Consider the following 26,366-nt stretch of genomic DNA (forward strand, 5'->3'; position numbering starts at 1 on the left):
GGTTAGTTGTCGGACACTGTCGGTAAGTCGATATATTACAAAAATCGCTCATATATTTTCCGACACCTTGCATCTTTCTCTCGAATGTAGTACATTAATTTTAGTTTAACAAAATGAAAGACGATGATAAGGAAAAGTAGTATATACTATAATCCAAAGCGAGTCAGGGACGGTGAGAGCCTGATGAGGCGGTATATGTGAAGAACACCTTGGAGTTGCTAACCGAAATTGAATCTTGTATTCAAGAGTAGACTTAGACGGGAATCCGGCCTGTTACAAACCGGGAAGTATGTATTACATACGAGTTAAAGTTGGTCTTTATGACAAATTGGGTGGTACCGCGAAGTTTAACCTTTCGTCCCTTTATGGATGAAAGGTTTTTTTGTATTTAAATATATGAGCAAAGGAGAATTTCACTATGGAAAACACATTAGTAAAAAGTCTGTATAGAGATACAGAAAAGTATGCAGATCAAACAGTACAAGTATCAGGGTGGATTCGTAACTTACGTGATTCAAAAGCATTTGGTTTCATCGAATTAAACGACGGTAGCTTCTTCAAAAGCGTTCAAATCGTTTTCGATACAGAATTAGAGAACTTCAAAGAAATTGCAAAACTTCCACTTAGCTCTTCAGTTAAAGTAGAAGGTAAAGTAATTGCAACGCCTGGAGCGAAGCAACCATTTGAAATTAAAGCAGAAAAAATTGATATCGAGGGCTTATCAGATTCTGATTACCCACTTCAAAAGAAACGTCATACATTTGAATACTTACGTACAATCGCTCACTTACGTCCAAGAACAAATGCATTCTCTGCAACGTTCCGCGTACGTTCTATCGCAGCATTTGCGATTCACCAATTCTTCCAAGAGCGTGGATTCGTACATGTTCATACACCTATCATCACTGGTAGTGATACAGAAGGTGCTGGCGAAATGTTCCGCGTAACAACGCAAGATTTAAATAACCTACCAAAAGGTGAAGACGGAAAAGTTGATGAGTCAAAAGACTTCTTCGGTAAAGAAACAAACTTAACAGTAAGTGGACAGCTGAACGCTGAAGCTTATGCATTAGCATTCCGTGATGTATACACATTCGGACCTACATTCCGTGCAGAAAACTCAAACACAACTCGCCACGCTGCTGAGTTCTGGATGGTTGAGCCTGAGATTGCATTCGCTGAACTAGGGGACGTAATGAACCTTACAGAAGATATGCTGAAATATGCAATGAAATACGTATTAGAGCATGCACCAGAAGAAATGGAATTCTTCAACAGCTTCGTTGATAAAACAGTTCTTGAGCGCATGAACAACGTAATTAACTCTGACTTCGGTCGCATCACTTATACAGAAGCAATTAAAGTGCTTCAAGAATCAGGTGCTGACTTCAAATACCCAGTAGAATGGGGAATCGACTTACAAACAGAGCACGAAAGATACTTATCAGAAGAAATCTTCAAACGCCCTGTATTCGTAACTGACTATCCGAAAGACATTAAAGCATTCTACATGCGTTTGAATGAAGACGGTAAAACAGTAGCTGCTACTGACCTTCTAGTTCCTGGCATCGGCGAATTAATCGGCGGAAGTCAACGTGAAGAAAGAATGGACGTTTTAGTAGACAGAATTAAAGAATTAGGTATGAACGAAGAGGACTACTGGTGGTACTTAGAACTTAGAAAATACGGCGGTACAAAACACGCTGGATTCGGTCTAGGTTTCGAGCGCTTCCTAATGTACATCACTGGCATGGCTAACATCCGTGACGTAATTCCATTCCCAAGAACTCCAGGTTCTTCTGAATTCTAAAATATGAAAAAAGCGAGAGGAAATCCTCTCGCTTTTTATTTTGTATAGTTTATTCTCCTGTAGCAAAAAGTAACGCGAAGGGGTGAATATAAATGAGTAAAAAAGTGAAAAAAGATCATTCGAGATCGGGCCTAGGTTCTCCAGAAGTAGAAGGACAAGGAACGACAACACATGAAACAGGTTCTCATAAAGTATCTTCATCTAATAAGAAGCAGAAACAAAGCTAACATAAAAAGGAGAGTCTTGGCGACTCTCCTTTTTATGTGTTACATCTTTTTATCATGAATCTCTTTTGTAATAGATGGCCATCACGCCAAGATTATCAGATATATTTTCAAATGTAGATTTAGTAGTGAAAAAAGCTCCCCAAATGGTAGAAATAGTGAGGTAAGATAGAGGACCTACGATGTGTACGAATGCATAAAGTACCTTTTTAACTTTTACAGCGTTCATATGAAAGACCGCCTTTTTCTAATCATACATTCAAGTTCCTCACAGAAGTGTTGTAGTTTTGCTGGATTATGTATTAACGAGCGAGCATCGTGTTTCCCGATAAACCTGCGGATCCGAAAGTTTAATAAGAAAGATCGGCCATAGCGCTCTATTAAATCGTTGAACGCTCGTTGTTCACTTAGCAGCTGAATGTTTTCTCTAATTTCAAACTGCCTTTCGTGTGGATTACCTAGTGAAATATTTAGAATCATTTGTAGAAGTAGCAATGGGAATCTCCTCCTATGTTAGAATAATCTGTATATTTTAATTATAACAAAACTATAAGGACAATAGTAGGATAAAACAAAAAACAGGAGTTTGTAGGCTCCTGTTTTTGTCGATACTATTTTAGTAAGCGAAGCGCCTTTTCCGTATTAGCAAAATGCAGTTTCACAAACTCAGGTAATCGTTCTTTACCAAGCTTTTGAATTAATTTAGCGGCGGCGATATCAACTTGTTTACCTGCACCTTTTGGAAGGGGCATACCAGCTTTTTTGCTTAGTTCGTTAAATTGTTTTACGAATGAGTAACGAGCTAAAATGGAGGCGGCGGCTACTGCTAAATGGACGCTTTCGCCTTTCGTTGCGAAGTAAACATTTTCACGTTGTACCTGTTTTTGTTTTGCTAAATATTTGTAGTATGTATCAGGCTGTGTGAATTGGTCGATTAAGACGCCTTCAGGTTTTGTAGGTGCCATTTTAGCTAATAAGTTTGTAATAGCTTTATTGTGTAGTAAAGCTTTTAACTTACCTTGGTTGTTTCCTTTATCAAATAGCTCGTTATATTTTTCGTTATGAAGGACAAGAGAGCTATAAGGAACAACGTGTAGAAGTTGTTTCGCAATGGCAGTAATTTGATCGTCATTTAAGTTTTTAGAGTCTTTTACACCAAGTTCTTTTAGTAGTGGAATTTGCTTTGCATCCACATATACAGCAACGACTGTCATCGGTCCGAAGAAATCACCAGTACCAACTTCATCAGACCCTACAATAGACATTGTACCGATGGAAGCAGGCGGTGCATAACGGTGTGAATCAACAGATTTTTTTGCAGCTGTTTTCGGTGTTTGAGAGACAGTTTGCCAACGAGAAGCTTCTGCTTCAGCGCGGCCTCCTTGGAACATTACTTTTCCAGATTTATACGCTGTAATCGTGCAAGATGGTACCTTTGCCATGAAGATCCCGCCTTGCGGAGTTTTCGGGCTAAGCGAATGTTTATATTGTTGTTTCATGTCTTCAATTACTGTAGAATTTGTTTGAATTACGATAGAATTTGACATAATGGTCGCCCCTTTTTTTATATTGTTATTTTTATCATATCGGATTGTTCTTTCTGTTTCCATATTATGAAGGTTCATGGTATGATAAACTTTAGGATTCTGTACGTGATTGGAGGCCGGTGAGTTGTCACAACAAAAGGGAAAGAAAAGTCGAATTAATGTAGAAATCTATGGTCAGCAATATTCAGTTGTTGGCGATGAAAGTACAAGTCATATCCGCATGGTAGCAGCGATTGTGGATGATAAAATGCGCGAACTCAATGCCAAGAATCCTTCGCTTGACACGAGTAGACTAGCGGTATTGACGGCGGTAAACGTCATACACGATTACATAAAATTAAAAGAAGAACATGAGAAATTGAAAGAAAGTATGACAAAAAAAGGAATGGAATAACATGATTGATATTATTATCATTTTACTGCTTGTTATGGGATTTTTCCTCGGCTTACGCAGAGGGTTTATTCTGCAACTTGTAAAGTTAACAAGCTTTATTATCGCATACCTTGTTGCATACTGGTACTGTAAAGATTTAGCGCCAGCACTTGCGAAATTTATTCCGTATCCATTTGATAAAAACGTATCTGTTCCAGAATGGATTGATGCAAATAATATTGAGACAGTATTTTATCAAGCGCTTGCGTTTATCATATTGTTTATTATCACTAAAATTGCACTTTCATTACTTGGTAATTTGTTAAATATGTTTGCAGAAATACCGGTTTTAAAGCAAGTAAATGCGTTTGCGGGGGCAATCCTCGGATTTTTAGAAGTATATATTATTTTGTTTGTCTTAATTATCATTGGAAACATTCTTCCGATTGAACAAGTACAAACACCATTACAAAAATCATCAATTAGCAAAATAATTGTAGACGATACACCGATTCTATCTGAAAAGGTGAAGGAACTATGGCAGACAGGTAGCAGAGTATAACTTCTCTTTTTTCGGAAAGAGAAGTTTTTTTCTATGAAAGAAAGGCGGGGCAATGATGAAAGTAAATAAAAAACAAGTTATCAAATTATTAGAGACAATCGGGCTTTTTATGGAATTAAAGGGCGCGAATCCATTTAAAATATCTGCATTTCGTAAAGCGGCAGCAGCATTAGAAAGTGATGATCGTAGTCTTTCTGAGATTGAAGATTTCACGAAGATTCCGGGCATTGGAAAAGGAACAGCAGCAGTTATTCAAGAATATATAGAATCGGGAACATCTGAAGTATTACAAGAACTTGAAAAAGAAGTACCAAGTAGCTTATTGCCGTTATTAAAACTACCAGGTCTTGGTGGTAAGAAGGTAGCTAAGTTATACAAAGAACTTGGTGTTGTTGATATGGAATCGCTAAAAGCTGTTTGTGAGGAAAATAAAGTACAAGCTTTAGCAGGTTTCGGTAAGAAGACAGAAGAGAAAATATTAGAAGCAATCGATCAAGTAGGCTCTCGTCCAGAGCGTTTACCAATTGCGATGGTATTGCCTATTGCCGGGGAAATAGAGGAGAAATTGTCGAATATTGCTGAAGTAATTCGTTTCTCTCGCGCTGGTAGTTTGCGCCGTGTTCGTGAAACAGTGAAAGATTTAGATTTTATCATTGCAACGACAGAACCAGCAGCGGTACGTGAGCATTTACTACAATTTGATAATATGATTGAAGTAATAGCAAGTGGAGATACAAAAGTTTCTGTCCGTCTTCAATATGAATATGATATTTCAATTGATTTCCGTTTAGTAAAACCAGAAGAGTTTATTACAACTCTTCACCATTTCACTGGATCAAAAGATCATAACGTAAAAATGCGTCAAATCGCAAAAGATAAAGGCGAGAAAATTAGTGAGTACGGTGTAGAGAACTTGGAAACAGGTGAAGTGAAAACATTTGAGACTGAAGAAGACTTCTTTGCTCATTTCGGTTTGCCATTTATTCCGCCAGAAGTGCGTGAAGATGGAAAAGAAATTGAATTAATTAAAGAGTATCCGAACTTAATTCAGTTTTCCGATATACAAGGTGATTTACATATGCATACAACTTGGAGTGACGGTGCTTTTTCTATTGAAGAAATGGTACAAGCGTGCCGTGCTCGTGGATATAAGTTTATGGCGATTACTGATCACTCGCAATACTTAAAAGTGGCGAACGGTTTAACGAAAGAGCGTCTTCGTGAGCAAGCGAAAGAAATTGAACGTATGAATGAAAAGTATCCAGACATTACAATTTTACGCGGAATTGAAATGGACATTTTACCAGATGCCTCGCTTGATTTTGATGATGAAGTATTAGCAGAATTAGATTATGTCATTGGAGCGATTCACTCTAGCTTCTCACAAGACCGTGAAACGATTATGAAGCGTCTACGTACTGCACTTGAGAATAAACATGTCACAATGATTGCCCATCCTACAGGACGTCTTCTCGGGCGTCGTGAGGGTTATGATGTAGATACAGATTTATTAATTGAACTAGCAAAAGAGACAAATACAGTTTTAGAATTAAATGCGAATCCGAACCGTCTAGATTTAAGCGCGAAATTATTAAAACAAGCACAAGATGCTGGTGTGAAAGTAGCGATTAATACGGATGCTCATACGCTTGAAATGTTAGAAGATATGGAAACAGGTGTAGCAGCAGCACGTAAAGGTTGGATTCAAAAAGATAACGTGATTAACACGTGGGATATTGAACGTTTATTAGACTATATTAAACGTAATAAGTAATACAAGGGGGACCTGCAACATGTTAGAAAGAACGTTGCGTGTATTAGAATACAATAAAGTAAAAGAACAATTACTTGAACATACAGCATCTTCACTTGGTCGTGACAAAGTGAAGCATTTAGTGCCGAGCACTGATTTTGAAGAAATTGTAGAAATGCAAGATACAACGGATGAAGCAGCGAAAGTTATCCGTTTAAAAGGTAGTGCACCATTAGGTGGTATTACGGATATTCGCTCAAATGTGAAGCGTGCAAAAATTGGGAGTATGTTAAGTCCAAATGAATTACTTGATATTGCGAATACGATGTATGGTAGTCGTAATATGAAACGTTTCATTGAAGATATGGCTGATAACGGTGTCGAGCTTCCGATTTTAGAAACTCACGTCGCTCAAATTGTATCTTTATATGATTTAGAAAAGAAAATTACAAATTGCATCGGTGACGGCGGTGAAGTAGTCGATAGCGCAAGTGATAAACTGCGTGGTATTCGTACTCAAATTCGTACTGCGGAAAGTCGTATTCGTGAAAAGTTAGAAAATATGACGCGCTCTTCAAACGCGCAAAAGATGCTGTCTGATTCGATTGTAACGATTCGTAACGAACGTTACGTAATCCCAGTAAAACAAGAATATCGCGGCGTATATGGTGGTATTGTTCACGATCAATCGGCTTCTGGACAAACGTTATTTATTGAGCCACAAGTCATTGTAGAATTAAATAATGCACTGCAAGAAGCACGTGTGAAAGAAAAACAAGAAATCGAACGCATCTTATTAATGTTAACAGAAGAAGTGGCAGTAGAAGCGGATATCGTTTTATCAAACGTAGAAGTAGTTGCAAATCTTGATTTCATCTTTGCGAAAGCTTTTTATGCGAAACGAATTAAAGCAACGAAACCAATCGTAAATAACGAGCGTTATATGGATTTAAGACAAGCTCGCCATCCGCTAATCGATCCAGAAATAATCGTGCCAAATAACATTATGTTAGGTAAAGATTTCACGACAATTGTTATTACAGGACCGAATACAGGTGGTAAAACAGTTACGCTGAAAACAGTTGGTATTTGTGTGTTAATGGCGCAATCTGGCCTTCACATTCCAGTAATGGATGAGTCAGAGATTTGTGTATTCAAAAATATCTTTGCTGATATCGGTGATGAGCAATCGATTGAACAAAGTTTAAGTACGTTCTCCTCACATATGGTGAACATCGTTGATATTTTAGAAAAAGCTGATTTTGAAAGTTTAGTTTTATTCGATGAATTAGGTGCTGGAACAGACCCGCAAGAAGGGGCTGCACTTGCCATTTCAATTTTAGATGAAGTATGTAATCGCGGTGCTCGCGTTGTTGCAACGACGCATTATCCAGAATTAAAAGCATACGGATATAACCGTGAGCAAGTTATTAATGCGAGTGTTGAGTTTGATGTAAATACATTAAGTCCAACTTATAAATTATTAATCGGTGTACCAGGCCGTAGTAATGCCTTTGAAATTTCGAAACGTCTTGGATTATCTGATCGCGTTATTGACCAAGCACGCAATCACATTAGTACAGATACGAATAAAATTGAAAATATGATTGCGAAGTTAGAAGAAAGCCAGAAGAACGCAGAGCGTGACTGGAACGAAGCAGAAGCGCTTCGCAAACAATCTGAGAAACTTCATCGTGAGTTACAACGTCAAATTATTGAATTTAACGAAGATCGCGACGAACGATTATTAAAAGCGCAAAAAGAAGGGGAAGAAAAAGTCGAAGCTGCGAAGAAAGAAGCAGAAGGCATTATTCAAGAACTTCGTCAATTGCGTAAAGCACAGCTTGCAAATGTGAAAGACCACGAGCTAATTGAAGCGAAGAGTCGTCTAGAAGGCGCAGCGCCAGAGCTTGTTAAGAAACAAAAAGTAAATGTGAAAAACACTGCACCGAAACAACAGTTACGTGCAGGTGATGAAGTGAAAGTATTAACGTTCGGTCAAAAAGGTCAACTACTTGAAAAAGTAAGCGATACAGAGTGGAGCGTACAAATCGGTATTCTGAAGATGAAAGTGAAAGAATCTAATATGGAATACATTAACACACCGAAGCAAACAGAGAAAAAAGCAGTTGCAACGGTAAAAGGTAGAGACTATCACGTTTCATTAGAACTTGATCTTCGTGGTGAACGATTTGAAAATGCAATGGCGCGCGTTGAGAAATACTTAGACGATGCCCAGCTTGCAAGCTATCCTCGCGTATCAATCATTCACGGTAAAGGGACAGGAGCACTTCGCCAAGGTGTACAAGATTACTTGAAGAAGCATCGCGGTGTAAAAACCTTCCGTTACGGTGACATGGGCGAGGGAGGCCTAGGCGTAACAGTTGTCGAATTAAAATAGAAAACAACGAAACAAAGGGGAAACCATTATATGTTTATGGACAAACTTGCAAAAGTATTGTTAGCTTGTTGTGGAATATTTTTGGTGATTGGGGTTATTTATTTAGTTGTTTTTGCGAAGTGAAAAAGCGTCAATCGTGGCAGAATGATATTGCCATAGATTGACGCTTTTAATATATGTGAAAAGGAATAGAACATGAAAATCAACCAATACATAAGCGAAGCAAAATCCTGCTCCAGACGTGAAACAGATCGCCTTATTAAAGCTGGACGCGTGGCTATTAACGGTGAAATTTGTACGCACGGTGCACTCGTAAGCGATGGTGATAGGGTAACGATTGATGGGCAAGTTATTGTAAAAGAAGAGAAAGAAAAGGTGTATATAGCCTTTCATAAGCCAGTTGGCATTACTTGTACAGCAGCCAATCATATTGAAGATAATATTATTGATTATATCAATTACCCAGAGCGAACCTTTCCAGTTGGGCGATTAGATAAAGCATCGGAAGGACTTATTTTATTAACGAATGACGGCGGGATGGCCAATCAAATTTTACACGGTGATCATGAGCACGAGAAAGAATATGTTGTCACAGTCGATAAACCTTTTACGGACTGGTTTATTGATGAGATGTCCCGCGGTGTAAAGATTAAAGATGGAATGACGAAGCCGTGCAAAGTGACAAGAGTCGATCAATCAACATTTCGTATCGTTTTAACGCAAGGAATGAACAGGCAAATTCGTAGAATGAGTCGTGCTTTCGGATTTACTGTAATAAAGCTAAAGCGAGTACGCATTATGAATATAGAGCTAAATGAGCTTGAAGTTGGAAAGTGGCGGAGCGTTACAGCTGAAGAGTTAGAAATTTTAATAGGGCAGTTATAGGGAGGAAAAATTTTCTCCCTATATTTTTTTGTCAGAAAAAATAAAACTATTGATTTTTTAAAAAATAGCCCATATAATAAAAAACAACAAGTTTCGACAAGATATTTTATAAAAGTAATGATGAGGACATGAGTTGTATTTTACGATTCTCAGAGAGGGAAGCCTTAGGCTGTGAGCTTCCTAATACGAAAAGACAAGCTTACCACCTCTAAACTTCAAGAGTGAACTGCATACATGATGCATTGTAATTCTTGGCGGATAAAACCGTTATCAATTTACACGAGCTATAAAATGAGCTTATTTCGTTATAAATTCATTTTATTAGAATAAGGGTGGAACCACGATTTCAACACTCGTCCCTTTATTAGGGACGGGTGTTTTTTGCGTTCTTTTACGGGGAAGTATGCTTGAAAGAGGATATGTAACGGATTTTAATTCAGAATATTTTGTTAATTTATTATTTTAGGAGGTTAGTAGAAATGAAATCATCTTTAAAGTTTTCAGAGATGTTTGCAATAAGTTTAATGTTATTTGCACTGTTTTTTGGTGCGGGTAATATGATTTTTCCACCAGCATTAGGACAAGGCGCTGGAACAGACGTATGGATTGCGTTGTTTGGTTTTATCGTAACAGGCGTTGGACTACCTTTATTAGGAGTAATTGTTATAGCTTTAAAGGGAGATATTAATGAGCTAGCAGGACGTGTACATCCTATATTCGCACTTGTTTTTATCACTGCAATTTATTTATGTTTAGGCGTATTCGTAAGTGTGCCGCGTACAGGAACAGTAGCTTATGAGATGAGTGTTGCACCGTTTTTACCAAGTGAGATAGCTGGTCAGTCATATCCACTTGTTATCTTTACACTTATTTTCTTTGCAGTCACTTTCTATTTAGCTTTAAATCCTTCGAAATTAGTGGGTCGTATTGGTAAAGTGCTAACTCCAATACTATTAGCTGTTATTGCAATTATCGTAGGTAAAGCACTTATTACACCAATTGGAGAATTTGGTGCACCGACAGAAGCGTATAGTGCTCCTCTCTTTAAAGGATTTATTGATGGATATTTAACTTTAGATGGACTTGCAGCACTGGTATTCGGAAATGTTGTAATTCATGCGTTAAAAGAAAAAGGCATTACAAATAAAAACAGTATTGCAAAAGTAACAATCTTTGCAGGATTTATTGCAGCGCTAGGTCTACTACTTGTGTATTTAGCACTTGCTTATCTTGGAGCTTCTAGTGTGTCACTTGGAATGGGCGCAAACGGAGGAATTATTTTAACAAATGTCGTGAATCATTTATTTGGTAGCTACGGAACTTTATTACTAGGGATCGCAATTACAGCAGCATGTTTAACAACTTCTGTAGGTATTGTTGCAGCTTGTGGTGATTACTTCTCTTCTTTATTACCAAAGCTTTCTTATCAAAAAGTCGTTTTCATTTTCTGTGTATTAGCATTTATGGTAGCAAACCTTGGGTTAACTCAGTTAAATGCATTAGCATTACCAATCTTAATCGCAATTTATCCAATTGGAATCGTACTTATCGTATTATCACTTGTTGAAAACTACGTTCGTCTTCCATTAGCGATGTATGTGGGCGGGATTGTAGGAGCATTTGCAATAAGTTTCTTTGATGGGTTACACAATGCAAACCTTCAAATTGCAGCGCTAGCACCTATTTTAGATAAGATTCCATTATATAGTGTAGGAATTGGTTGGTTAGTTCCAGGCATAATCGGTATAGGATTTGGTTATATAGTTTCTAAGTTTCAAAAGCAGGAAATTGCTGTAGAAAAATAGAGAAAAGAGGCTTTCTATAATAGAAAGTCTCTTTTTTTGTAAAAAAAGCCGCATATAGAGAAATTTAGATATTAAAAATTTTATACGTAATATAGTTGACAAAAAATTTATGAGTAGGCTAAGATTGACTTAGTTGTGGAAATATTGGAAGGGAAGTGAGGGAAACGGGGTTTCTATAACTATAGTGTTGTTATGGGAAGAGGTGAAAGAAGAGAAGAGGAGAAGAGGGGAAGAGGAGAAGAGAAAGTTTATTTTTTTTGACTTACATTGAGAATGATAATCAATAAATACGTTTTATAATTTTTTCTCAGTTTCTATGCCTTCGTATAAGGAATAGGGTGAGATATTATTTTTAATATCCAATGAGAATGATAATCAATAACACTTATGTTACATAAAAGAATGCTAATTAAATAATAGGTAGAAGAGATTATTTTTTTCTTATGAATTGAGAATAATTATCATTTTCAGAAAAAGTGAAATGAAAGATAACCAAGGAGGAAACAAGAAAAATGAAAAAGGTTTCTGTATTACCCGCTTTTATTATAACGTTCATATGTATGCTAGCTTTTCTTGTAATGCCATACGGGAATGCTTCAGCAAAACTAGCTGATGGTACTTACGATATTAATTACGTAATTCAAAAAGCGGAAAATGATTCAGCTTCAATGGCAAATGACTATTTTGAAAAGCCGGCAAAATTAATAGTGAAAAACGGTGAGATGAGATTACAAGTTCCGATGAATCATAGTGCTTGGATTACAGAATTTAAAGCACCAGAGAACGGAAATTTTGTTGATGCGAAAGTTGTTAGTAAAGATGAATCGGCAGATAAAAGAACAGTAGAGTTTAAAGTAGATGATTTATCCAAACCGGCAGCTGTAAAAATTCATGTTGTTGTACCAAGTGCAAACTATGACCACCACTACACAATTCGTTTTGCTTTTGATGCAAATGTAAAAGCTGTAGGTGGCGATAATGGCGTAGCTGCTACAACAAAAAATAATGATCAAGCGAAAACAGATACACAAGTAAAAGAAGAGAAAACAAAAGTAGAGAGTAAGGAAACAGCTAAAGAAGTGAATAAAGAAACAAAAAATGAAAATGGAAAAGCTGAAAAAACAGATAACCCAAAAACAGGCGATGAAGCACGTATTGGATTGTTTGCAGCGTTAATTCTTATTTCAGGTGCTTTCTTAATTCGTAAAGTGAAATTGAGTAAATAAATCTTTTGAAGGGTGATGAATATATGTTTAAACAATTTAAAATGATTATTGCCGTATTTGCTGTTTTATTTACATTTATCGCAACACTAGGTTTACAAGATGCAAAGGCTGCTACAAAACTAGCTGATGGAAAATATAATATTGCTTTTACTGTATGGAAAGGCGATAAAGATGAATCGTCTAGAATGAATAGTTATTTTGAAAGCCCAGCAACATTAACAGTTAAAAATGGAAAACAATATGTTTCATTTAAAGTGAAAGATAGTGCTTCTATTAAAAGTTTCCAAGTAGAAAAAGATGGTCAATTTGTAGAAACAACCGTGTTAAGTGAAAACAAAAACGATAATACTAGAGTTGTAGAATTTGAAGTTGCGGACTTGTCAAAAAAACTAAATGGCAAGGTGAAAATTAATATTCCAATTATTAATTATAATGCTTCGTATGATATTCGCTTTGTATTTGATGGGAACAGTATTAAATAATTTTCAAAAGGGAGAGTCGTTCCATTGAACAGGTATACAAAAATTATTGTTGCTATGTTTTTAATGATATTTACATTCGTATCAACATTACAACCACTTGCAGTTCAAGCAGCTACCAAGTTGGCTGACGGTGAATATTCAATTGGCTTCAAAGTTTTAAAAGATACATCAGATGAAGAATCGATGATGAATCAATATTCAGTAAGTCCGGGAACTTTAAAAGTGAAGGATGGGAAAAAGAAAGTATCCTTTACATTAACAAATAGTTCATGGATTACGAAATTTGAAACAGAAAAAGCAGGTAAGCTAGTTGCGACAAATGTAATTAGTGAAGATAAAGAAAAAGATACAAGAGTAGTAGAATTTGATGTAGAAGATGTAGAGAAGGTATTAAATGCAAAAGTAAAAGTAGATATTGATTTTTTAAATTATCATCATGAGTACGACGTTCGTATTGCATTTGATCAAAATAGCATTACACCAATTCATGTAGAAAAACCAAATGAAAAAGAGGACCCAGCTAATAAGCCAGATCCAAATGAAACTACCGATCCAGGTCAGAAGCCCGACCAAAAGCCTGACCCAGATCAACAACCAAATTCTAACACAATTACAGATGGTGCGTACAGCATTCCATTTAAAGTGTTAAAAGATCAAACAGATGAAGAATCTAAGATGAATAGTTACATGGTAAATCCAGGAGTATTAAAAGTAGAAAACAGTAAGAAAAAAGCAATTGTAACACTAAAAAGTAGCTCATTAATTAAAAATTTCCAAACGGAAAAAGATGGCGCATTTGTTGATGCAAAAGTAGTGAGTGAGGATAAGGAAAAAGATACAAGAGTAGTAGAGTTTGAAGTAAACGATTTATCTAAAAAACTAAATACAAAAGTATTTATCGAAATGGCATCAAGAAATTATAAGCAAATGCATGATGTACAACTTTTATTTGAACAAGATAAACTTGAACAAATTAAAAATGAAGAGAAACAACCAGAAGCAGAAAAACCGGAAGCAGAAAAACCAGAAGTAGAAAAACCGGAAGCAGAAAAACCAGAAGTAGAAAAACCGGAAGCAGAAAAACCAGAAGTAGAAAAACCGGAAGCAGAAAAACCAGAAGTAGAAAAACCGGAAGTAGAAAAACCAGATGAAAATAAAAAACCAGATGCTGAAACAATTAAAGATGGTGAATACAGCATCAATTTTAAGGCATTAAAAGATCAAACAGACGAAATTTCAATGATGAACACATATACAAAAAGTCCAGGTGTGCTAAAAGTAAAAGATGGTAAGAAGTATGTATCATTTACGTTAACGAACAGTTCTTGGATTACAAAATTTGAATTTGAGAAAAATAGTTCGTTTGTTGATGCAAATGTAATAAGTGAAGATAAAAAAACTGATACACGCGTAGTGGAAGTAGAAGTACCAGATTTATCGAAAAAGTTAAATGCAAAAGTAAAAGTAGATATCGATTCAATGAATTATCACCATTTTTACGATATTCAATTTGCATTTGATAAAGGTAGCATTAAGTTGTTAGATAACCAAGGTGAAAACAACAACCAAGGTGAAAACAACAACCAAGGTGAAAACAACAACCAAGGTGAAAACAACAACCAAGGTGAAAACAACAACCAAGGTGGAAACAACAACCAAGGTGAAAACAACAACCAAGGTGGAAACAACAACCAAGATAATAACACAACAATTGATCCAAAAGCTCTTAAAGATGGTGAATACAGAATTGGCTTTAAAGTGTTAAAAGATCAAACAGATGAAATCTCAATGATGAACACATACACAAAAAGCCCAGGTGTATTAAAAGTAAAAGATGGTAAGAAATACGTATCGTTTACATTAAAAAATAGTACATGGATTACGAAATTTGAATTTGAGAAAAATGGTTCTTTCGTTAATGCAAAAGTGTTAAGTGAAAATAAAGAACAAAATACAAGAGTAGTAGAAGTAGAAGTAAACGATTTGTCTAAAAAATTAAATGCAAAAGTAAAAGTAGATATTGATTCAATGAATTATCACCATTTCTATGATGTTCAATTTGTATTTGATCAAGACAGTATTAAAGCCTTAGGGAACCAAGGCGGAAACGACAACCAAGGTGGAAACGACAACCAAGGCGGAAACAACAACCAAGGTGGAAATAATAACCCGAAAGTAATAGTTGATCCGAAAAATTTAGTAGATGGCCAATATGATATTACATTTAAAGTATTAAAAGATAAGACAGATGAGATTTCAAAGATGAATGACTATGTTGTAAATCCAGCGAAATTAATTGTAAAAGATGGTAAAAAATATATTGAGATGACGCTGAAAAATAGTGCGTGGATTACGAAATTCCAAACGGAAAACAATGAACTATTCGCTGATGCAAAAGTAGTAAGCGAAGATAAAAATGTAAATACGCGAGTAGTACAGTTTGAAGTAGAAGATCTATTTAAAAAATTAAACGCAAAAGTAAAGGTAGACATCGATGAGATGAACTACCATCATTTCTACGATGTGCAAATTCAATTTGATACAAATAATATCGGCGCGTTAGGAACTCTTAAAGAGGAACCGAAAAATGAACCGAAAAATCCAGTGACTACACCGAAAGTAGATAATGTAAAAACAGTAGGTACTCCTGATTTTAACCGAAATGCAGATGGTCAGAAGAAAAAAGAAGATACAAAAAATGATTCGAAAAAAGAGAAAAACTCAAAAACTGCAGATACAGCACAACTTGGTTTATATATGGTGTTACTGCTAGGTTCACTTGCTTTACTAGTTCGTAAATATAGAGCAGGTAGATTGTAATTTTTGGAGTCTTGATGCATATTCGCGTGCATCAAGACTTGTTTCATATTGTATGGAAAGGAGTGGTGATTGAGAGTGAAGAAAATTGCAAGTGTACTAATGGCTATCATTTTGTTAATGAGTATAGCTGGGTGCTCATCACCAAAAAAAGAAACAGCAAAGCAGGTAAAGAGTGAGAGTAAAGAGCGCGTTGTTGCAACAACAGTGGCTGTTACTGAAATTATGGATGCGTTAGAAGTAGATTTAGTTGGCGTTCCAACAAGCTCTAAAACTTTACCGAAGCGATATAAAGGTTTACCTGAAGTTGGGAATCCAATGAGTCCAGATATGGAAAAGGTAAAGTCATTAAAGCCTTCAGAAGTGTTATCTGTGACAACACTTGAATATGAATTAAAGCCAGTTTTTGATGGTGTGGGTATGAAAGCAAACTTTTTAGATTTAACGAGTTTGAAAAATATGCAAAGTTCTATTAGCGATTTAGGTAAGAAATATGGGCGTGAAAAACAGGCCGAAGCAGTAGTAACTAAATTAGATAAAAAGGTTGCTAGCATTCAAAAAGAAGTAAAAGGAAAGAAAGAACCGACAGTACTTATTTTATTAGGTGTGCCGGGAAGTTATTTAGTAGCAACAGAGCATTCTTATATTGGAGATTTAGTGAAACAACTAGGTGGTAAAAATATTGTGCAAGGTGAACAAGTAGAATATTTAGCTTCTAATACAGAGTATTTAAAGAAAGCTGATCCAGATATTATTTTACGAGCAGCTCATGGTATGCCTGATGAAGTTGTAAAAATGTTTGATAAAGAATTTAAAACAAATGATATTTGGAAACACTTTGCTGCGGTTAAAAATAACCGTGTTTACGATTTAGAAGAGCGTTTATTTGGAACGACAGGCAATTTAGCAGCAATTGAAGCGTTAGATGAATTGAAAAAAATGATGTATCCGTGATGCATTTTAATATAAAGGAAGAGTAGAATGAATAAAAAAACTTGGAGTTTCCTCATTGTTACTGCATTGCTTATTGTTATGACATCATTGTCAGCGATGAAAGGGAGTTTAGAAGTAGGTATTGTTGAACTTGTACAAGGGATATTTACAGGTGGAAATGAAGATGTTGAAGTCATTAAAGATTTACGTTTCCCGCGTATTATTATTGCGTTGTTCACTGGAGCGGCTCTCGCTGTTTCAGGTGTGCTTTTTCAAGCTGTTATGAAAAATCCACTCGCCGATGCTGGGGTAATCGGTATATCTTCAGGAGCAAGTTTTATGACACTCGTTATTATTACGTTGTTCCCGCAATTCTTTTTCTGGACACCCGTATTCGCCTTTTTAGGTGGTGCGCTTGCATGTTATCTCGTTTATTCGTTTTCATGGAAATCAGGATTAAGCCCGCTTCGCATTATTTTAATTGGTATTGCCATTAATGCAATGTTTACTGGATTAAATGAATCATTCGTTACGATTTGTGGGTATTTTATTAAGAGTATTAAGCAAGCGACGACTTCTAACATAACAATGAAGACGTGGGGCGATGTAGAAATAATGGTGACTTATGGAACGATTGGTCTTATTCTTGCTCTGTTCGTAGGAGCTTGGTGTAACTTATTATCGCTACAAGATAAGACTGCGAAAAACTTAGGCTTGCACGTGACGAGAGTTCGTCTTATTATTTCTGCCATTGCAGTACTCTTAGCGGCAGTATCAACAGCGATTGCAGGTGTTATTGCTTTTGTAGGATTACTAGTTCCGCATATTTCAAGACAATTAGTCGGTTCAGACCATAAAGTATTAATTCCATTTTCTGCGCTTGCAGGGGCGTTATTAATTTTGACGGCAGATACAATTGGAAGGTTAATTGTGCCACCTAACGAAATTCCAGCAGCAACAATTATGGCGGTTATTGGTGGTCCATTCTTAATATTTTTGCTTAGAAAGAGTGATAAAGTTCATGGAAATTAAAAATGTAACCTTTTCATACGATAACGTAACAAATCGTTTAAAGTCTGTTAGTAGTGAAATAGAAATTGGGAAAATTACAACAATCATTGGACCGAATGGATGTGGGAAATCAACATTACTTAGTGTCATGTCTAGAAACCACGCTCCTAGCAGTGGAGAAGTAATACTTGATGGGAAAGCGATTGGTGAATATAAACCGAAAGAGTTTGCTAGAAAGCTAGCAGTTGTCCATCAACAAAATGAGGCTCCAGCAGATATTACAGTGGAAAAGCTAATAAGCTTCGGGCGTATGCCATATAAAAATATATTCTCTCCGCAAACAGATGAAGATAGAGAAGCGATTGAGCGTGCACTAGTATGTACGAATTTACAAAGTAAGCGTGATAAGCCAATTTATGCTTTATCTGGTGGAGAGAGGCAGCGAGTTTGGATCGCGATGACATTAGCTCAAAATACACCAATGCTCTTCTTAGATGAGCCGACCACATATTTAGATATTTACTATCAGTTAGAAATATTAGAGTTAGTGAAAGAGTTAAATGAAGTGCATGGACTAACGATTGTAATGGTATTACATGATATTAATCAAGCCATTCGTTATAGCGACCATATTATCGTTATGAAAGATGGAGAAATCATTACGAAAGGTATTCCTAATGATGTAATAACAGAAGAAATGGTTAAAGCAATATATGGTGTAGATGTCATTGTAAAGCAGGATGAAGATACCGGATTGTACATGGTACCTATGGGAATCTAAAGGCTGAGCATAATCCGTTTTGAGGTGATAATTTGAATAGTAAGAAAGGACGGAAAAAGAATTCTTTTTTTCAACGCATACTTACAATTGTGTTTTTAGGAATCTTTTTCTATTCAATGTATGAGTTGGGCGGGATTTTCATGGATTATTATGAAAATCGTAAAGTAATGGCTGAGGCACAACATATTTATAAAAGAAGTCCAATGGAAGAAAAATCAGAAAACGGAGAGGTACGTAAACAGTTTCAGGATCTCCAGAAAATTAATCCAGAGATAGTCGGATGGATTACGATGGATGATACACAAATTAATTATCCAATCGTTCAAGCAAAAGATAATGATTACTATTTATTTCGTAATTATAAAGGTGAAGATATGAGAGCGGGAAGCATTTTTATGGACCATCGTAATGATGTGAAATCTCAAAATCGAAATACGATTTTATATGGCCATCGTATGAAAGATGGTTCTATGTTTGGTAGTTTAAAAAAAATGTTGGATGAAGACTTTTTTATGTCTCATCGTAAATTATATTACGATACATTATTTGAAGGATACGACGTTGAAGTTTTTTCAGTATACACGACAACAACGGACTTTTATTACATTGAAACGGATTTTGGAAATGATGTAGCATATGCATCGTTCTTAAAGGAAATTCAAGAAAAATCACTGTACAAAACGGATACGGAATTGACGGCTAATGATGAAATCGTAACACTTTCTACTTGTGATTATGCGCTTGATCCAGAGGCTGGAAGGCTAGTTGTACACGCAAAATTAGTAAAAAGAAATTAAAGAAAAAAGTATAGAATATGAGAAGTGATAGATAACGCTTCTCATATTCTATACTTTAAAAAAGGACTGTTCTTACTGTGCTGCAGCCATTGGCATACGTACAACTTTTACATCATAGTAAGCAATTTTATTATCAAGAATATATTCTGGCATTCCGCCTTGATGTGAGTGAGCATCTTTAAATGCAGCGCTCTTTGTCCAACCTTGGAAATCTTCTTTTGCATTCCAGCGAGTGCTAATTGTTACTTCATCATAATCAACTGTATTTTGTGTTAAAAGAACTTCTAGACCTAAAAAGCCTGGCATCGTTTCAACTTTACCTACTTTATTAAAACGCTCAATTAATTTATGCCCATTTCCCTTTGTAATTTTAGCTGTATTTGTAACAATAATCATGTTTATTCCTCCTATAAATGTAGCTATATTTTCAAGAACTCATATACATCAAATGATAATGAAAATCATTATCATTGTCAATGGTAAATGTGAAATATATAAGTTTTTTTCTATTATTTTGGACAGTGAGATTTTCATTTCAAAACGTAGTAAATATGTGGCGGTTAAGTACGAGAATGAGCTAGTTGTACTAGCAAAGCAATAATATGGTATAGTGAAACGAGGCTGTTTTTTCAGTCTCGTTTTTCAAATGCTTCCTGTAGAGAAAGCATGCAAATGGAAAGGAAGTTATTATATGCGATTAGAAGTAACTGTAAAAATAAAACCGAAATTTATAAAAGAAATTAAAAGTGGATATCCGCTTATTTTAAAAGATGCGATTCAAAATTTAAATGATGTTCGTGAAGAAGGAACAATCATCAAAGTAGTAGATGAGAAGAACAACTTTGTCGGAAAAGGTTATTATGGAAAGCAAAATAAAGGATACGGCTGGATTTTAACGAGAAAAGAGAGTGAACAAATTAATCAATCTTTCTTTGAAAGTAAAATAAAATCTGCCTTACATAAACGAAAGCAATTTTACAAATCAAGTGATACGACAGCATTCCGTGTGGTGAATGGTGAAGGTGATGGTCTTGGAGGACTAATTATCGATTATTATGATGGCTACTACGTAGTAAGTTGGTATAGTGAAGGGATTTACACTTTCAGAGATGAGATTATAGCCGCTCTTCAAAAAGTAGCAAACTTTAAAGGTATTTATGAGAAGAAGCGTTTTGATACGAAAGGGAAATACATTGAAGGCGATGATTTCGTAGCAGGAGAGCGCGGCGAGTTCCCACTTGTCGTAAAAGAGAACGGTGTAAACTTTGCGGTTTATTTAAATGATGGGGCAATGGTTGGTGTATTTTTAGATCAACGTAACGTTCGAAAACAAATTCGTGATAAATATGCAAAGGGAAGAACAGTGTTAAATATGTTCTCTTATACAGGTGCTTTCTCTGTATTTGCAGCGCTTGGCGGAGCGAGTAAAACGACGAGTGTTGACCTTGCAAATCGTAGTTTAAGTAAAACGATTGAGCAGTTTAGTGTAAATGAAGTTGATTATGAAGCACAAGATATTATTGTAGAAGATGTATTTCTTTACTTCAAATATGCAGCTAAGAAAAAGATGAAATTTGATATGGTCGTACTTGATCCTCCAAGCTTCGCCCGATCAAAAAAATATACATTTAGTGCAGCGAAAGATTATAAAAATTTATTAAAAGAAACAATTGCTATTACAGAAAATAACGGTATTATCGTTGCCTCTACAAATTGTAGCGCATTCGATATGAAAAAGTTTAAAGGCTTTATCGATACAGCCTTTAAAGAAATGAATGGCAAATATAAAATATTAGAAGAACATTCTTTACCAGAAGATTTCCGTACCATTGATCAATTTAAAGAAGGAGACTACTTAAAAGTAGTTTTCATCGAGAAAATTAAAGGGTAATAAAGAAAAGGAGCTCGAGTTTACTTGAGCTCCTTTTCTTATTGAACGATATTTTGTACTCTACCGACTTGTCCGTCCTGCAATCGCACTTTAATGCCATGCGGATGGGAAGGGGAGTTTGTTAAAATATCTTTTACAATTCCACGTGTTAATTTGCCTGTTCGTTGATCTTGTTTTAATACAATATCAACTTCAAGACCGGGCGCGATATTAGAACGTTTTTGTCCGTTCATTTACACACCTGTACGTCTACGTTGGTTGTTTGTTTTTTTCGTTTGTTGGTTTTGTAATTTTTTCGTTTCTTGGCTCTGGTTTTTGGCATTTTGACCATTACTGTTGCCTTGCTTTTTCTTTGCAAGTTGTTCGCGCATTAAATCAGCTAAGCTTACTTTTTTGTTTTCTGACATGATAAGTCTCCTTTATATAAAGTTAATTATGAACAATCATAGTGAATTTCATCATATCATTGTTAAGGAAGGAAGGGAAGTTGGTTTGAAAATTCATATATTTGTTTCAAGTCTGTAGTAGTTACGATACAATTGAGTTGTTAACGTTTGTAAAAAGGGGATAGACATATGTCACATCATATTTTATTAGTTGAAGATGATCTCTCAATTCAAGAGATGGTGGAAAAGTATTTGATAAAAGAGGGCTTTCAAGTAACAATTGCGTCTGATGGAGAAGAAGGCGTGAACACATATTTAAAAGGTTCATTTGATTTGATTATCCTCGACATTATGATGCCAAAGCTAGATGGCTTAGAGGTTGTACGAATCATTCGAGAAAAAAGTGCTGTTCCGATTTTAATGATGTCGGCAAAAGATACAGATGTTGATAAAGCTGTTGGATTAGGACTTGGAGCAGATGATTACATTTGTAAGCCATTTTCTATGATTGAATTAGCTGCACGTGTAAAGGCAGGTATTCGAAGATCTACGAAATATTCGGCTACAGAAACAACAGAAAAGATGATTCAAATTGGTGATTTAACGATTGATCCAATTAATTTTACTGTGGAAAAAAACGGGAAGCCTCTCAAACTTACTTTAAAAGAATTTGAGATTCTAAAATTGTTTGTGAAAAATCAAAATCGTGTATTTACAAAAGCACAAATATATACACTAATTTGGAACGAAGAGTATTACGGTGACGATAACGTTATTAATGTTCATATGAGAAGGTTGCGTGAGAAAATCGAAAGTGATCCATCTAATCCAGAATATATTAAAACGTTATGGGGTATCGGCTATAAGTTGGAAGTGATGTAATATGGTCAATTTGTTAATAAGTATTATTTTTATATTGTTATGTGTCATTTACATACAATATAAAATGAGAAAAAATAGTAGTAAAAATTTACGATACACATATGAAAAATTAGAAAATATTGTAAATTCACAAACGGACGAGACGCTACTCGTTATGACAGATGATCTAGAATTGCAAAAATTATTAGTGGCAATTAATCAATTATTAGATGCAAAACAGAAAACGAATGCAGATCATGCAAAAGTAGAAATTTCGATGAGAAAAATGCTTTCAAATATTTCACATGATTTAAAGACGCCACTAACAGTTATTCTTGGATATACGGAAATGTTAAATAAGGATAAAACGATGAATAAAGAAGAACAGCAAATATTACTTGAAAAGGTGCATGTGAAAACACTAGAAGTAATGGAACTGATTCATAAGTTTTTTGATTTAGCAAAACTAGAATCTGGTGACAAGGCAATCGAGATGACAAAAGTAAATATGAATGAAGTTTGCCGCGAGAAGATTTTATCATTTTATGATTTAGTGACGACGAAAGGTTTTCAGGTTCATATTGATATACCAGAAAGAAATATATACGCACTTGGAAATGTAGAAGTATTAGGTAGGGTATTGAATAATTTAATATCAAATGCAATTACATATGGAGACGATGGAAAGGCACTTGGTATGACGTTAAGAGATGATGACACGGGCGTGTATATAGATGTATGGGATAAAGGAAAAGGGATTGATGAATCTCATATTGATAAAGTGTTTGAGCGTATGTACACACTTGAAGATTCAAGAAATAGATTGTACCAAGGAAGTGGTCTCGGATTAACGATTACGAAACGGCTTGTGGAAGCGATGGACGGGAAAATCCATCTTTCTAGTAAACCGTATGAAAAAACAATTTTTACAATTGTATTAACAAAGATACAGTTTTAGCTTGTAGAGCAGTAGATTCTACAAGCTTTTTTTCACCGTAAGGAATTTGTAAGAAACGGGTAAGAAAAAAGAGATTTCCGTTGTCTATTATAGAAATATAGAGTATTGCGAAAGGGGAAAGTAACATGACATATATATTAAAAACAAATCAGTTAACGAAAGTGTTTAAAGGGAAAGAAGTTATTTCCGGTGTTAACATGCATGTGAAAAAAGGAGAAATTTACGGTTTTTTAGGACCAAACGGTGCTGGTAAAACAACGATTATGAAAATGATTACAAATTTAATAAAACCAACGAGTGGTGATATTGAAATTTTCGGTGAGAAATTAACAGATACATCTTATGAAGTATTAAAAAGAATGGGGACAATTATTGAATACCCAATCTTTTATGATAAATTAACGGCGAAAGAAAACTTAGACCTACATTGTGAATATATGGGTTATTACGATAAAAATGAAATTGACCATGCATTACATTTAGTGAAACTACAAGGGATAGATAATAAAAAAGTAAAAGATTTTTCATTGGGAATGAAACAACGACTCGGTATTGCAAGGGCAATCGTAACAAAGCCAGAATTACTCATTTTAGATGAACCCATTAACGGTTTAGATCCAATTGGTATTAAAGAATTAAGAGACTTATTTAAAATGCTCTGCAAAGAATATGGCATTACATTATTAGTTTCTAGCCATATTTTAGGTGAGATGGAATTAATGGCGGATACAATTGGTGTCATTCAAAATGGAAAACTAATAAAAGAAGTTTCAATGAAGAGTATTAACGGAAAACAAACAGAGTACATTGAAATTACTGTTCCTGATGTGAAGCGTGCAGCTTATATTTTAGAAGATAAACTTGGTATAAAAAACTACAAAATAATGAGTGGAAACATGATTCGGGTTTATGAAGTGGCGGTGACACAGCAAGCCATTTCCAAAGCACTTATTATGAACGATGTGGAAATTGAAAGTATTAATAAGAAACATAGTTCCTTAGAAGAATATTTCTTAAATGTAATGGATGGAGAAGGTATTCATGCTTAATGGACTGTGGCTGAACCTGGTAAGTGGATTTATCGTAATGCTAGTAAGTGGAATTTTATATTATAGAAAACCAGAGCGGAAATGGTTGTTAATCCTACTAGTGATAGGAATGTTAAGCTTCGTTACTGCTGGAATTAGAATGTTAGCAGCGTAGAGACAGGTATATAAAGAATGGAGGCGTGGTTTATATGTTTAAATTAATGAAGCTCGAATGGAAGAAACATCAATTATCTAGTTACTTTAAAAGTGTAGCAATTTGTATTATAGCAATTTTCGCTGCAGTAAGCCTTATGGCATGGGGAATGAAAGCCGAAGAAGACGTGCTCTTCTTTGACTTCACACAGAACATGGCTTTAGTAAATATTTTTATTAGGATAACATTCATTATTTTTAGTTCAGTCATTTTATCACGTTTAGTAATTGATGAGTATAAGAACAAAACGATACAACTATCATTTATGTATCCGCTACAAAGGAAAATGCTAATGAGTGCGAAATTAACAATTGTTTTCTGTTTTTGTTTTGTGAGCACGATTATCGCGACTTTCATTATTAGCTTGCTCGTATATTTTGTGAGTCCAATGATGGGACTGATTGAAACACCTGCTACGATAGGTGAAATAATAGCTATCGTTCCAGGTACTATTATAAGTGCATTTATGATATCTGGTATAAGTTTAATTCCTTTATTTTTTGGAATGAGAAAGAAATCGACACCGACAACGATTACTTCAGCAGTAATAATTGGCTTGCTGATTAGTGGTAACTATGGTCCTGGAAACGGTCAAGTAAGTATGTTTGATTTTATAGCTATCCCAATCGTGCTCTGTTTATTAGGAATTTTCATTAGTTATCTATCGTTTCGTAAAATCGACAAGATCGATGTGGCGTGAAGCAAGCTTAAAACGAAAACGAATTGGGGTATGACTGGTGAAAAAAATAATAGTAATTGCAATATTATTCATTACAATTGCTAGTGCGGTTTTTGGTTTTAAGGTGTTTCAGGGGAAAGATTTTAAGAAAGAAAAGTCTTTTGAGATAAATAATATAAAAGAAATAGAAGTAGACAATGAAAACTGGGATATTGAATTGAAAAGTACAGATGCTAATAAAATAGTAATTTCCGTTCAAGGTGAACAAGTAGATAAAGAGATAGATCCCGTCAAAATAGAAAATGACGAAAATAAAATTGTGATTAAGCAAAAACAAAAGGCAGCCAAATTTTTTAATGGTTTTACGTTTAGAAAGAAAAATAGTATATGTATAGCTATTCCGAAGAAAGAGATAGATAAAATTATAGTAAATAATAAATCGGGTGATGTGAAAATAAGAGATCTAGTAGTAAAAAGTATCATGACGAAAGGCAAATCTGGGGATGGAATGATTGTAGGACTATCAGCCGAGAAAGGTGAATTCATATCGCAAAGTGGAGAGTTAGTTGTAAAAGATAGTTCAGTACAAGAATTAAATATAAAGTCTACGACTGGTGATAACTATATAACAAATGTAAGTAACTCAAATATGAACATCACTTCAACATCTGGGGAAGTATTGCTGAAAGATATGACAGAAGGAAAATCATTATTTATAGAAACAAAATCAGGGGATATTGGCGTACGATATAAAGGGGTTCCGACTTCTTTACAACTTACGGCTAAAAGTAATTTGACTGACGTAATAGTGGATTTAAAAGGACTTAAGAAAGATAAAAATACAGAAAAAATAAAAGTAGGAACGATTGGTGATGCAAAAAATGAAGCGAAGATTTTAAGTGAAACAGGAGTCATTTATATTGATTAAATCTTAGGAGGAAG

At 35.1% G+C, this 26,366-nt stretch carries 27 protein-coding genes and 2 other annotated features; of the genes, 22 read left to right on the forward strand and 5 right to left on the reverse strand.

Annotated features, from left to right (window positions below):
- The first annotated feature begins 114 nt into the window (after window positions 1-114).
- Window positions 115-366 (forward strand) — a binding site (T-box leader).
- A gap of 52 nt (window positions 367-418) precedes the next feature.
- Together asnS and ACTFO4_RS01685 are read left to right on the forward strand one after the other, a co-directional pair.
- Window positions 419-1,810: an asparagine--tRNA ligase gene (gene asnS, locus ACTFO4_RS01680; RefSeq protein ID WP_000432177.1), complete on the forward strand. Its 1,392-nt coding sequence runs from the start codon at window positions 419-421 to the stop codon at window positions 1,808-1,810.
- Window positions 1,811-1,902: 92 nt separating this feature from the next.
- Window positions 1,903-2,037, forward strand: a complete 135-nt coding sequence (locus tag ACTFO4_RS01685; protein ID WP_000039589.1) for a YuzL family protein — start codon at window positions 1,903-1,905, stop codon at window positions 2,035-2,037.
- A 222-nt stretch (window positions 2,038-2,259) separates the two neighbouring features.
- Here ACTFO4_RS01685 and ACTFO4_RS01690 read toward each other — a convergent pair whose 3' ends face one another.
- Window positions 2,260-2,529 (reverse strand): hypothetical protein, encoded by a 270-nt coding sequence (locus ACTFO4_RS01690; protein WP_440013227.1) that lies wholly within the window; start codon window positions 2,527-2,529, stop codon window positions 2,260-2,262.
- A gap of 116 nt (window positions 2,530-2,645) precedes the next feature.
- On the reverse strand, window positions 2,646-3,581 hold the full coding sequence (rnhC, locus tag ACTFO4_RS01695) for a ribonuclease HIII (RefSeq protein ID WP_017673997.1): 936 nt from the start codon (window positions 3,579-3,581) through the stop codon (window positions 2,646-2,648).
- A 124-nt stretch (window positions 3,582-3,705) separates the two neighbouring features.
- Between rnhC and zapA the strand changes: the two genes are divergently transcribed.
- The 13 genes from zapA (at window position 3,706) to srtB (ending at window position 19,407) form a co-directional block, all read left to right on the forward strand.
- Window positions 3,706-3,975 (forward strand): cell division protein ZapA, encoded by a 270-nt coding sequence (zapA, locus tag ACTFO4_RS01700; protein ID WP_000082701.1) that lies wholly within the window; start codon window positions 3,706-3,708, stop codon window positions 3,973-3,975.
- Between the two features lies 1 nt (window position 3,976).
- On the forward strand, window positions 3,977-4,516 hold the full coding sequence (locus ACTFO4_RS01705) for a CvpA family protein (protein ID WP_000565409.1): 540 nt from the start codon (window positions 3,977-3,979) through the stop codon (window positions 4,514-4,516).
- A gap of 55 nt (window positions 4,517-4,571) precedes the next feature.
- The gene (gene polX / locus ACTFO4_RS01710) at window positions 4,572-6,290 is read left to right on the forward strand and encodes a DNA polymerase/3'-5' exonuclease PolX (RefSeq protein WP_000867532.1); all 1,719 of its coding nucleotides are present in this window, start codon (window positions 4,572-4,574) and stop codon (window positions 6,288-6,290) included.
- 19 nt (window positions 6,291-6,309) lie between these two features.
- Window positions 6,310-8,670 (forward strand): endonuclease MutS2, encoded by a 2,361-nt coding sequence (locus ACTFO4_RS01715; protein WP_000893713.1) that lies wholly within the window; start codon window positions 6,310-6,312, stop codon window positions 8,668-8,670.
- A 195-nt stretch (window positions 8,671-8,865) separates the two neighbouring features.
- A complete protein-coding gene (locus ACTFO4_RS01720) occupies window positions 8,866-9,555 on the forward strand; it encodes a 23S rRNA pseudouridine(2604) synthase RluF (RefSeq protein WP_440013223.1) in 690 nt (229 codons plus the stop codon).
- A 108-nt stretch (window positions 9,556-9,663) separates the two neighbouring features.
- Window positions 9,664-9,919, forward strand: a binding site (T-box leader).
- 115 nt (window positions 9,920-10,034) lie between these two features.
- Window positions 10,035-11,360 carry a branched-chain amino acid transport system II carrier protein BrnQ6 gene (gene brnQ6 / locus ACTFO4_RS01725; protein ID WP_000842650.1) on the forward strand — a complete coding sequence of 442 codons (1,326 nt, stop codon included), beginning with the start codon at window positions 10,035-10,037 and terminating at the stop codon, window positions 11,358-11,360.
- 512 nt (window positions 11,361-11,872) lie between these two features.
- Window positions 11,873-12,586: a heme uptake protein IsdC gene (isdC, locus tag ACTFO4_RS01730; RefSeq protein ID WP_440013220.1), complete on the forward strand. Its 714-nt coding sequence runs from the start codon at window positions 11,873-11,875 to the stop codon at window positions 12,584-12,586.
- A 23-nt stretch (window positions 12,587-12,609) separates the two neighbouring features.
- Window positions 12,610-13,068, forward strand: coding sequence for an NEAT domain-containing protein (locus tag ACTFO4_RS01735; protein WP_017674001.1), 459 nt, complete (start codon window positions 12,610-12,612; stop codon window positions 13,066-13,068).
- Between the two features lie 24 nt (window positions 13,069-13,092).
- Window positions 13,093-15,888, forward strand: a complete 2,796-nt coding sequence (locus ACTFO4_RS01740) for an NEAT domain-containing protein (protein ID WP_440013218.1) — start codon at window positions 13,093-13,095, stop codon at window positions 15,886-15,888.
- Window positions 15,889-15,957: 69 nt separating this feature from the next.
- The gene (gene isdE, locus ACTFO4_RS01745) at window positions 15,958-16,839 is read left to right on the forward strand and encodes a heme ABC transporter substrate-binding protein IsdE (protein WP_002182955.1); all 882 of its coding nucleotides are present in this window, start codon (window positions 15,958-15,960) and stop codon (window positions 16,837-16,839) included.
- 27 nt (window positions 16,840-16,866) lie between these two features.
- Window positions 16,867-17,850, forward strand: a complete 984-nt coding sequence (locus tag ACTFO4_RS01750) for a FecCD family ABC transporter permease (protein ID WP_440013215.1) — start codon at window positions 16,867-16,869, stop codon at window positions 17,848-17,850.
- Complete coding sequence (locus ACTFO4_RS01755; protein ID WP_000403758.1) at window positions 17,840-18,610, forward strand: ABC transporter ATP-binding protein; 771 nt, start codon at window positions 17,840-17,842, stop codon at window positions 18,608-18,610. Before ACTFO4_RS01750 ends, ACTFO4_RS01755 begins: the two co-directional genes overlap by 11 nt.
- A 32-nt stretch (window positions 18,611-18,642) precedes the next feature.
- On the forward strand, window positions 18,643-19,407 hold the full coding sequence (srtB, locus tag ACTFO4_RS01760) for a class B sortase (RefSeq protein ID WP_001086127.1): 765 nt from the start codon (window positions 18,643-18,645) through the stop codon (window positions 19,405-19,407).
- 72 nt (window positions 19,408-19,479) lie between these two features.
- Here srtB and isdG read toward each other — a convergent pair whose 3' ends face one another.
- Window positions 19,480-19,803 (reverse strand): heme oxygenase, encoded by a 324-nt coding sequence (gene isdG, locus ACTFO4_RS01765; RefSeq protein ID WP_000587818.1) that lies wholly within the window; start codon window positions 19,801-19,803, stop codon window positions 19,480-19,482.
- Between the two features lie 295 nt (window positions 19,804-20,098).
- Here isdG and ACTFO4_RS01770 point away from each other — a divergent pair, with 295 nt between their 5' ends.
- Entirely contained in the window at window positions 20,099-21,298 is a 1,200-nt protein-coding gene (locus ACTFO4_RS01770; protein WP_078421219.1) for a class I SAM-dependent rRNA methyltransferase, read from the forward strand.
- Window positions 21,299-21,336: 38 nt separating this feature from the next.
- Here the strand turns inward: ACTFO4_RS01770 and ACTFO4_RS01775 are convergent, their stop codons facing one another.
- Both ACTFO4_RS01775 and ACTFO4_RS01780 read right to left on the reverse strand, forming a co-directional pair.
- A complete protein-coding gene (locus ACTFO4_RS01775) occupies window positions 21,337-21,531 on the reverse strand; it encodes a YwbE family protein (protein ID WP_001014310.1) in 195 nt (64 codons plus the stop codon).
- Window positions 21,532-21,705: a hypothetical protein gene (locus ACTFO4_RS01780; protein ID WP_326263115.1), complete on the reverse strand. Its 174-nt coding sequence runs from the start codon at window positions 21,703-21,705 to the stop codon at window positions 21,532-21,534.
- A 168-nt stretch (window positions 21,706-21,873) separates the two neighbouring features.
- Between ACTFO4_RS01780 and ACTFO4_RS01785 the strand changes: the two genes are divergently transcribed.
- The 6 genes from ACTFO4_RS01785 (at window position 21,874) to ACTFO4_RS01810 (ending at window position 26,352) form a co-directional block, all read left to right on the forward strand.
- Window positions 21,874-22,566, forward strand: coding sequence for a response regulator transcription factor (locus ACTFO4_RS01785; RefSeq protein WP_000018056.1), 693 nt, complete (start codon window positions 21,874-21,876; stop codon window positions 22,564-22,566).
- 1 nt (window position 22,567) lies between these two features.
- Window positions 22,568-23,503, forward strand: a complete 936-nt coding sequence (locus ACTFO4_RS01790) for a HAMP domain-containing histidine kinase (protein ID WP_017674009.1) — start codon at window positions 22,568-22,570, stop codon at window positions 23,501-23,503.
- Between the two features lie 125 nt (window positions 23,504-23,628).
- Window positions 23,629-24,552, forward strand: coding sequence for an ABC transporter ATP-binding protein (locus ACTFO4_RS01795; RefSeq protein WP_017674010.1), 924 nt, complete (start codon window positions 23,629-23,631; stop codon window positions 24,550-24,552).
- Window positions 24,545-24,706, forward strand: a complete 162-nt coding sequence (locus tag ACTFO4_RS01800; RefSeq protein ID WP_000931817.1) for a hypothetical protein — start codon at window positions 24,545-24,547, stop codon at window positions 24,704-24,706. Before ACTFO4_RS01795 ends, ACTFO4_RS01800 begins: the two co-directional genes overlap by 8 nt.
- Before the next feature lie 34 nt (window positions 24,707-24,740).
- Window positions 24,741-25,445 carry an ABC transporter permease gene (locus ACTFO4_RS01805; RefSeq protein WP_017674011.1) on the forward strand — a complete coding sequence of 235 codons (705 nt, stop codon included), beginning with the start codon at window positions 24,741-24,743 and terminating at the stop codon, window positions 25,443-25,445.
- A gap of 37 nt (window positions 25,446-25,482) precedes the next feature.
- A complete protein-coding gene (locus tag ACTFO4_RS01810) occupies window positions 25,483-26,352 on the forward strand; it encodes a DUF4097 family beta strand repeat-containing protein (RefSeq protein ID WP_016125944.1) in 870 nt (289 codons plus the stop codon).
- The last annotated feature ends 14 nt before the right edge of the window (window positions 26,353-26,366 follow it).

Source organism: Bacillus cereus group sp. MYBKT14-1 (assembly GCF_051915185.1).
GTDB lineage: Bacteria > Bacillota > Bacilli > Bacillales > Bacillaceae_G > Bacillus_A > Bacillus_A cereus.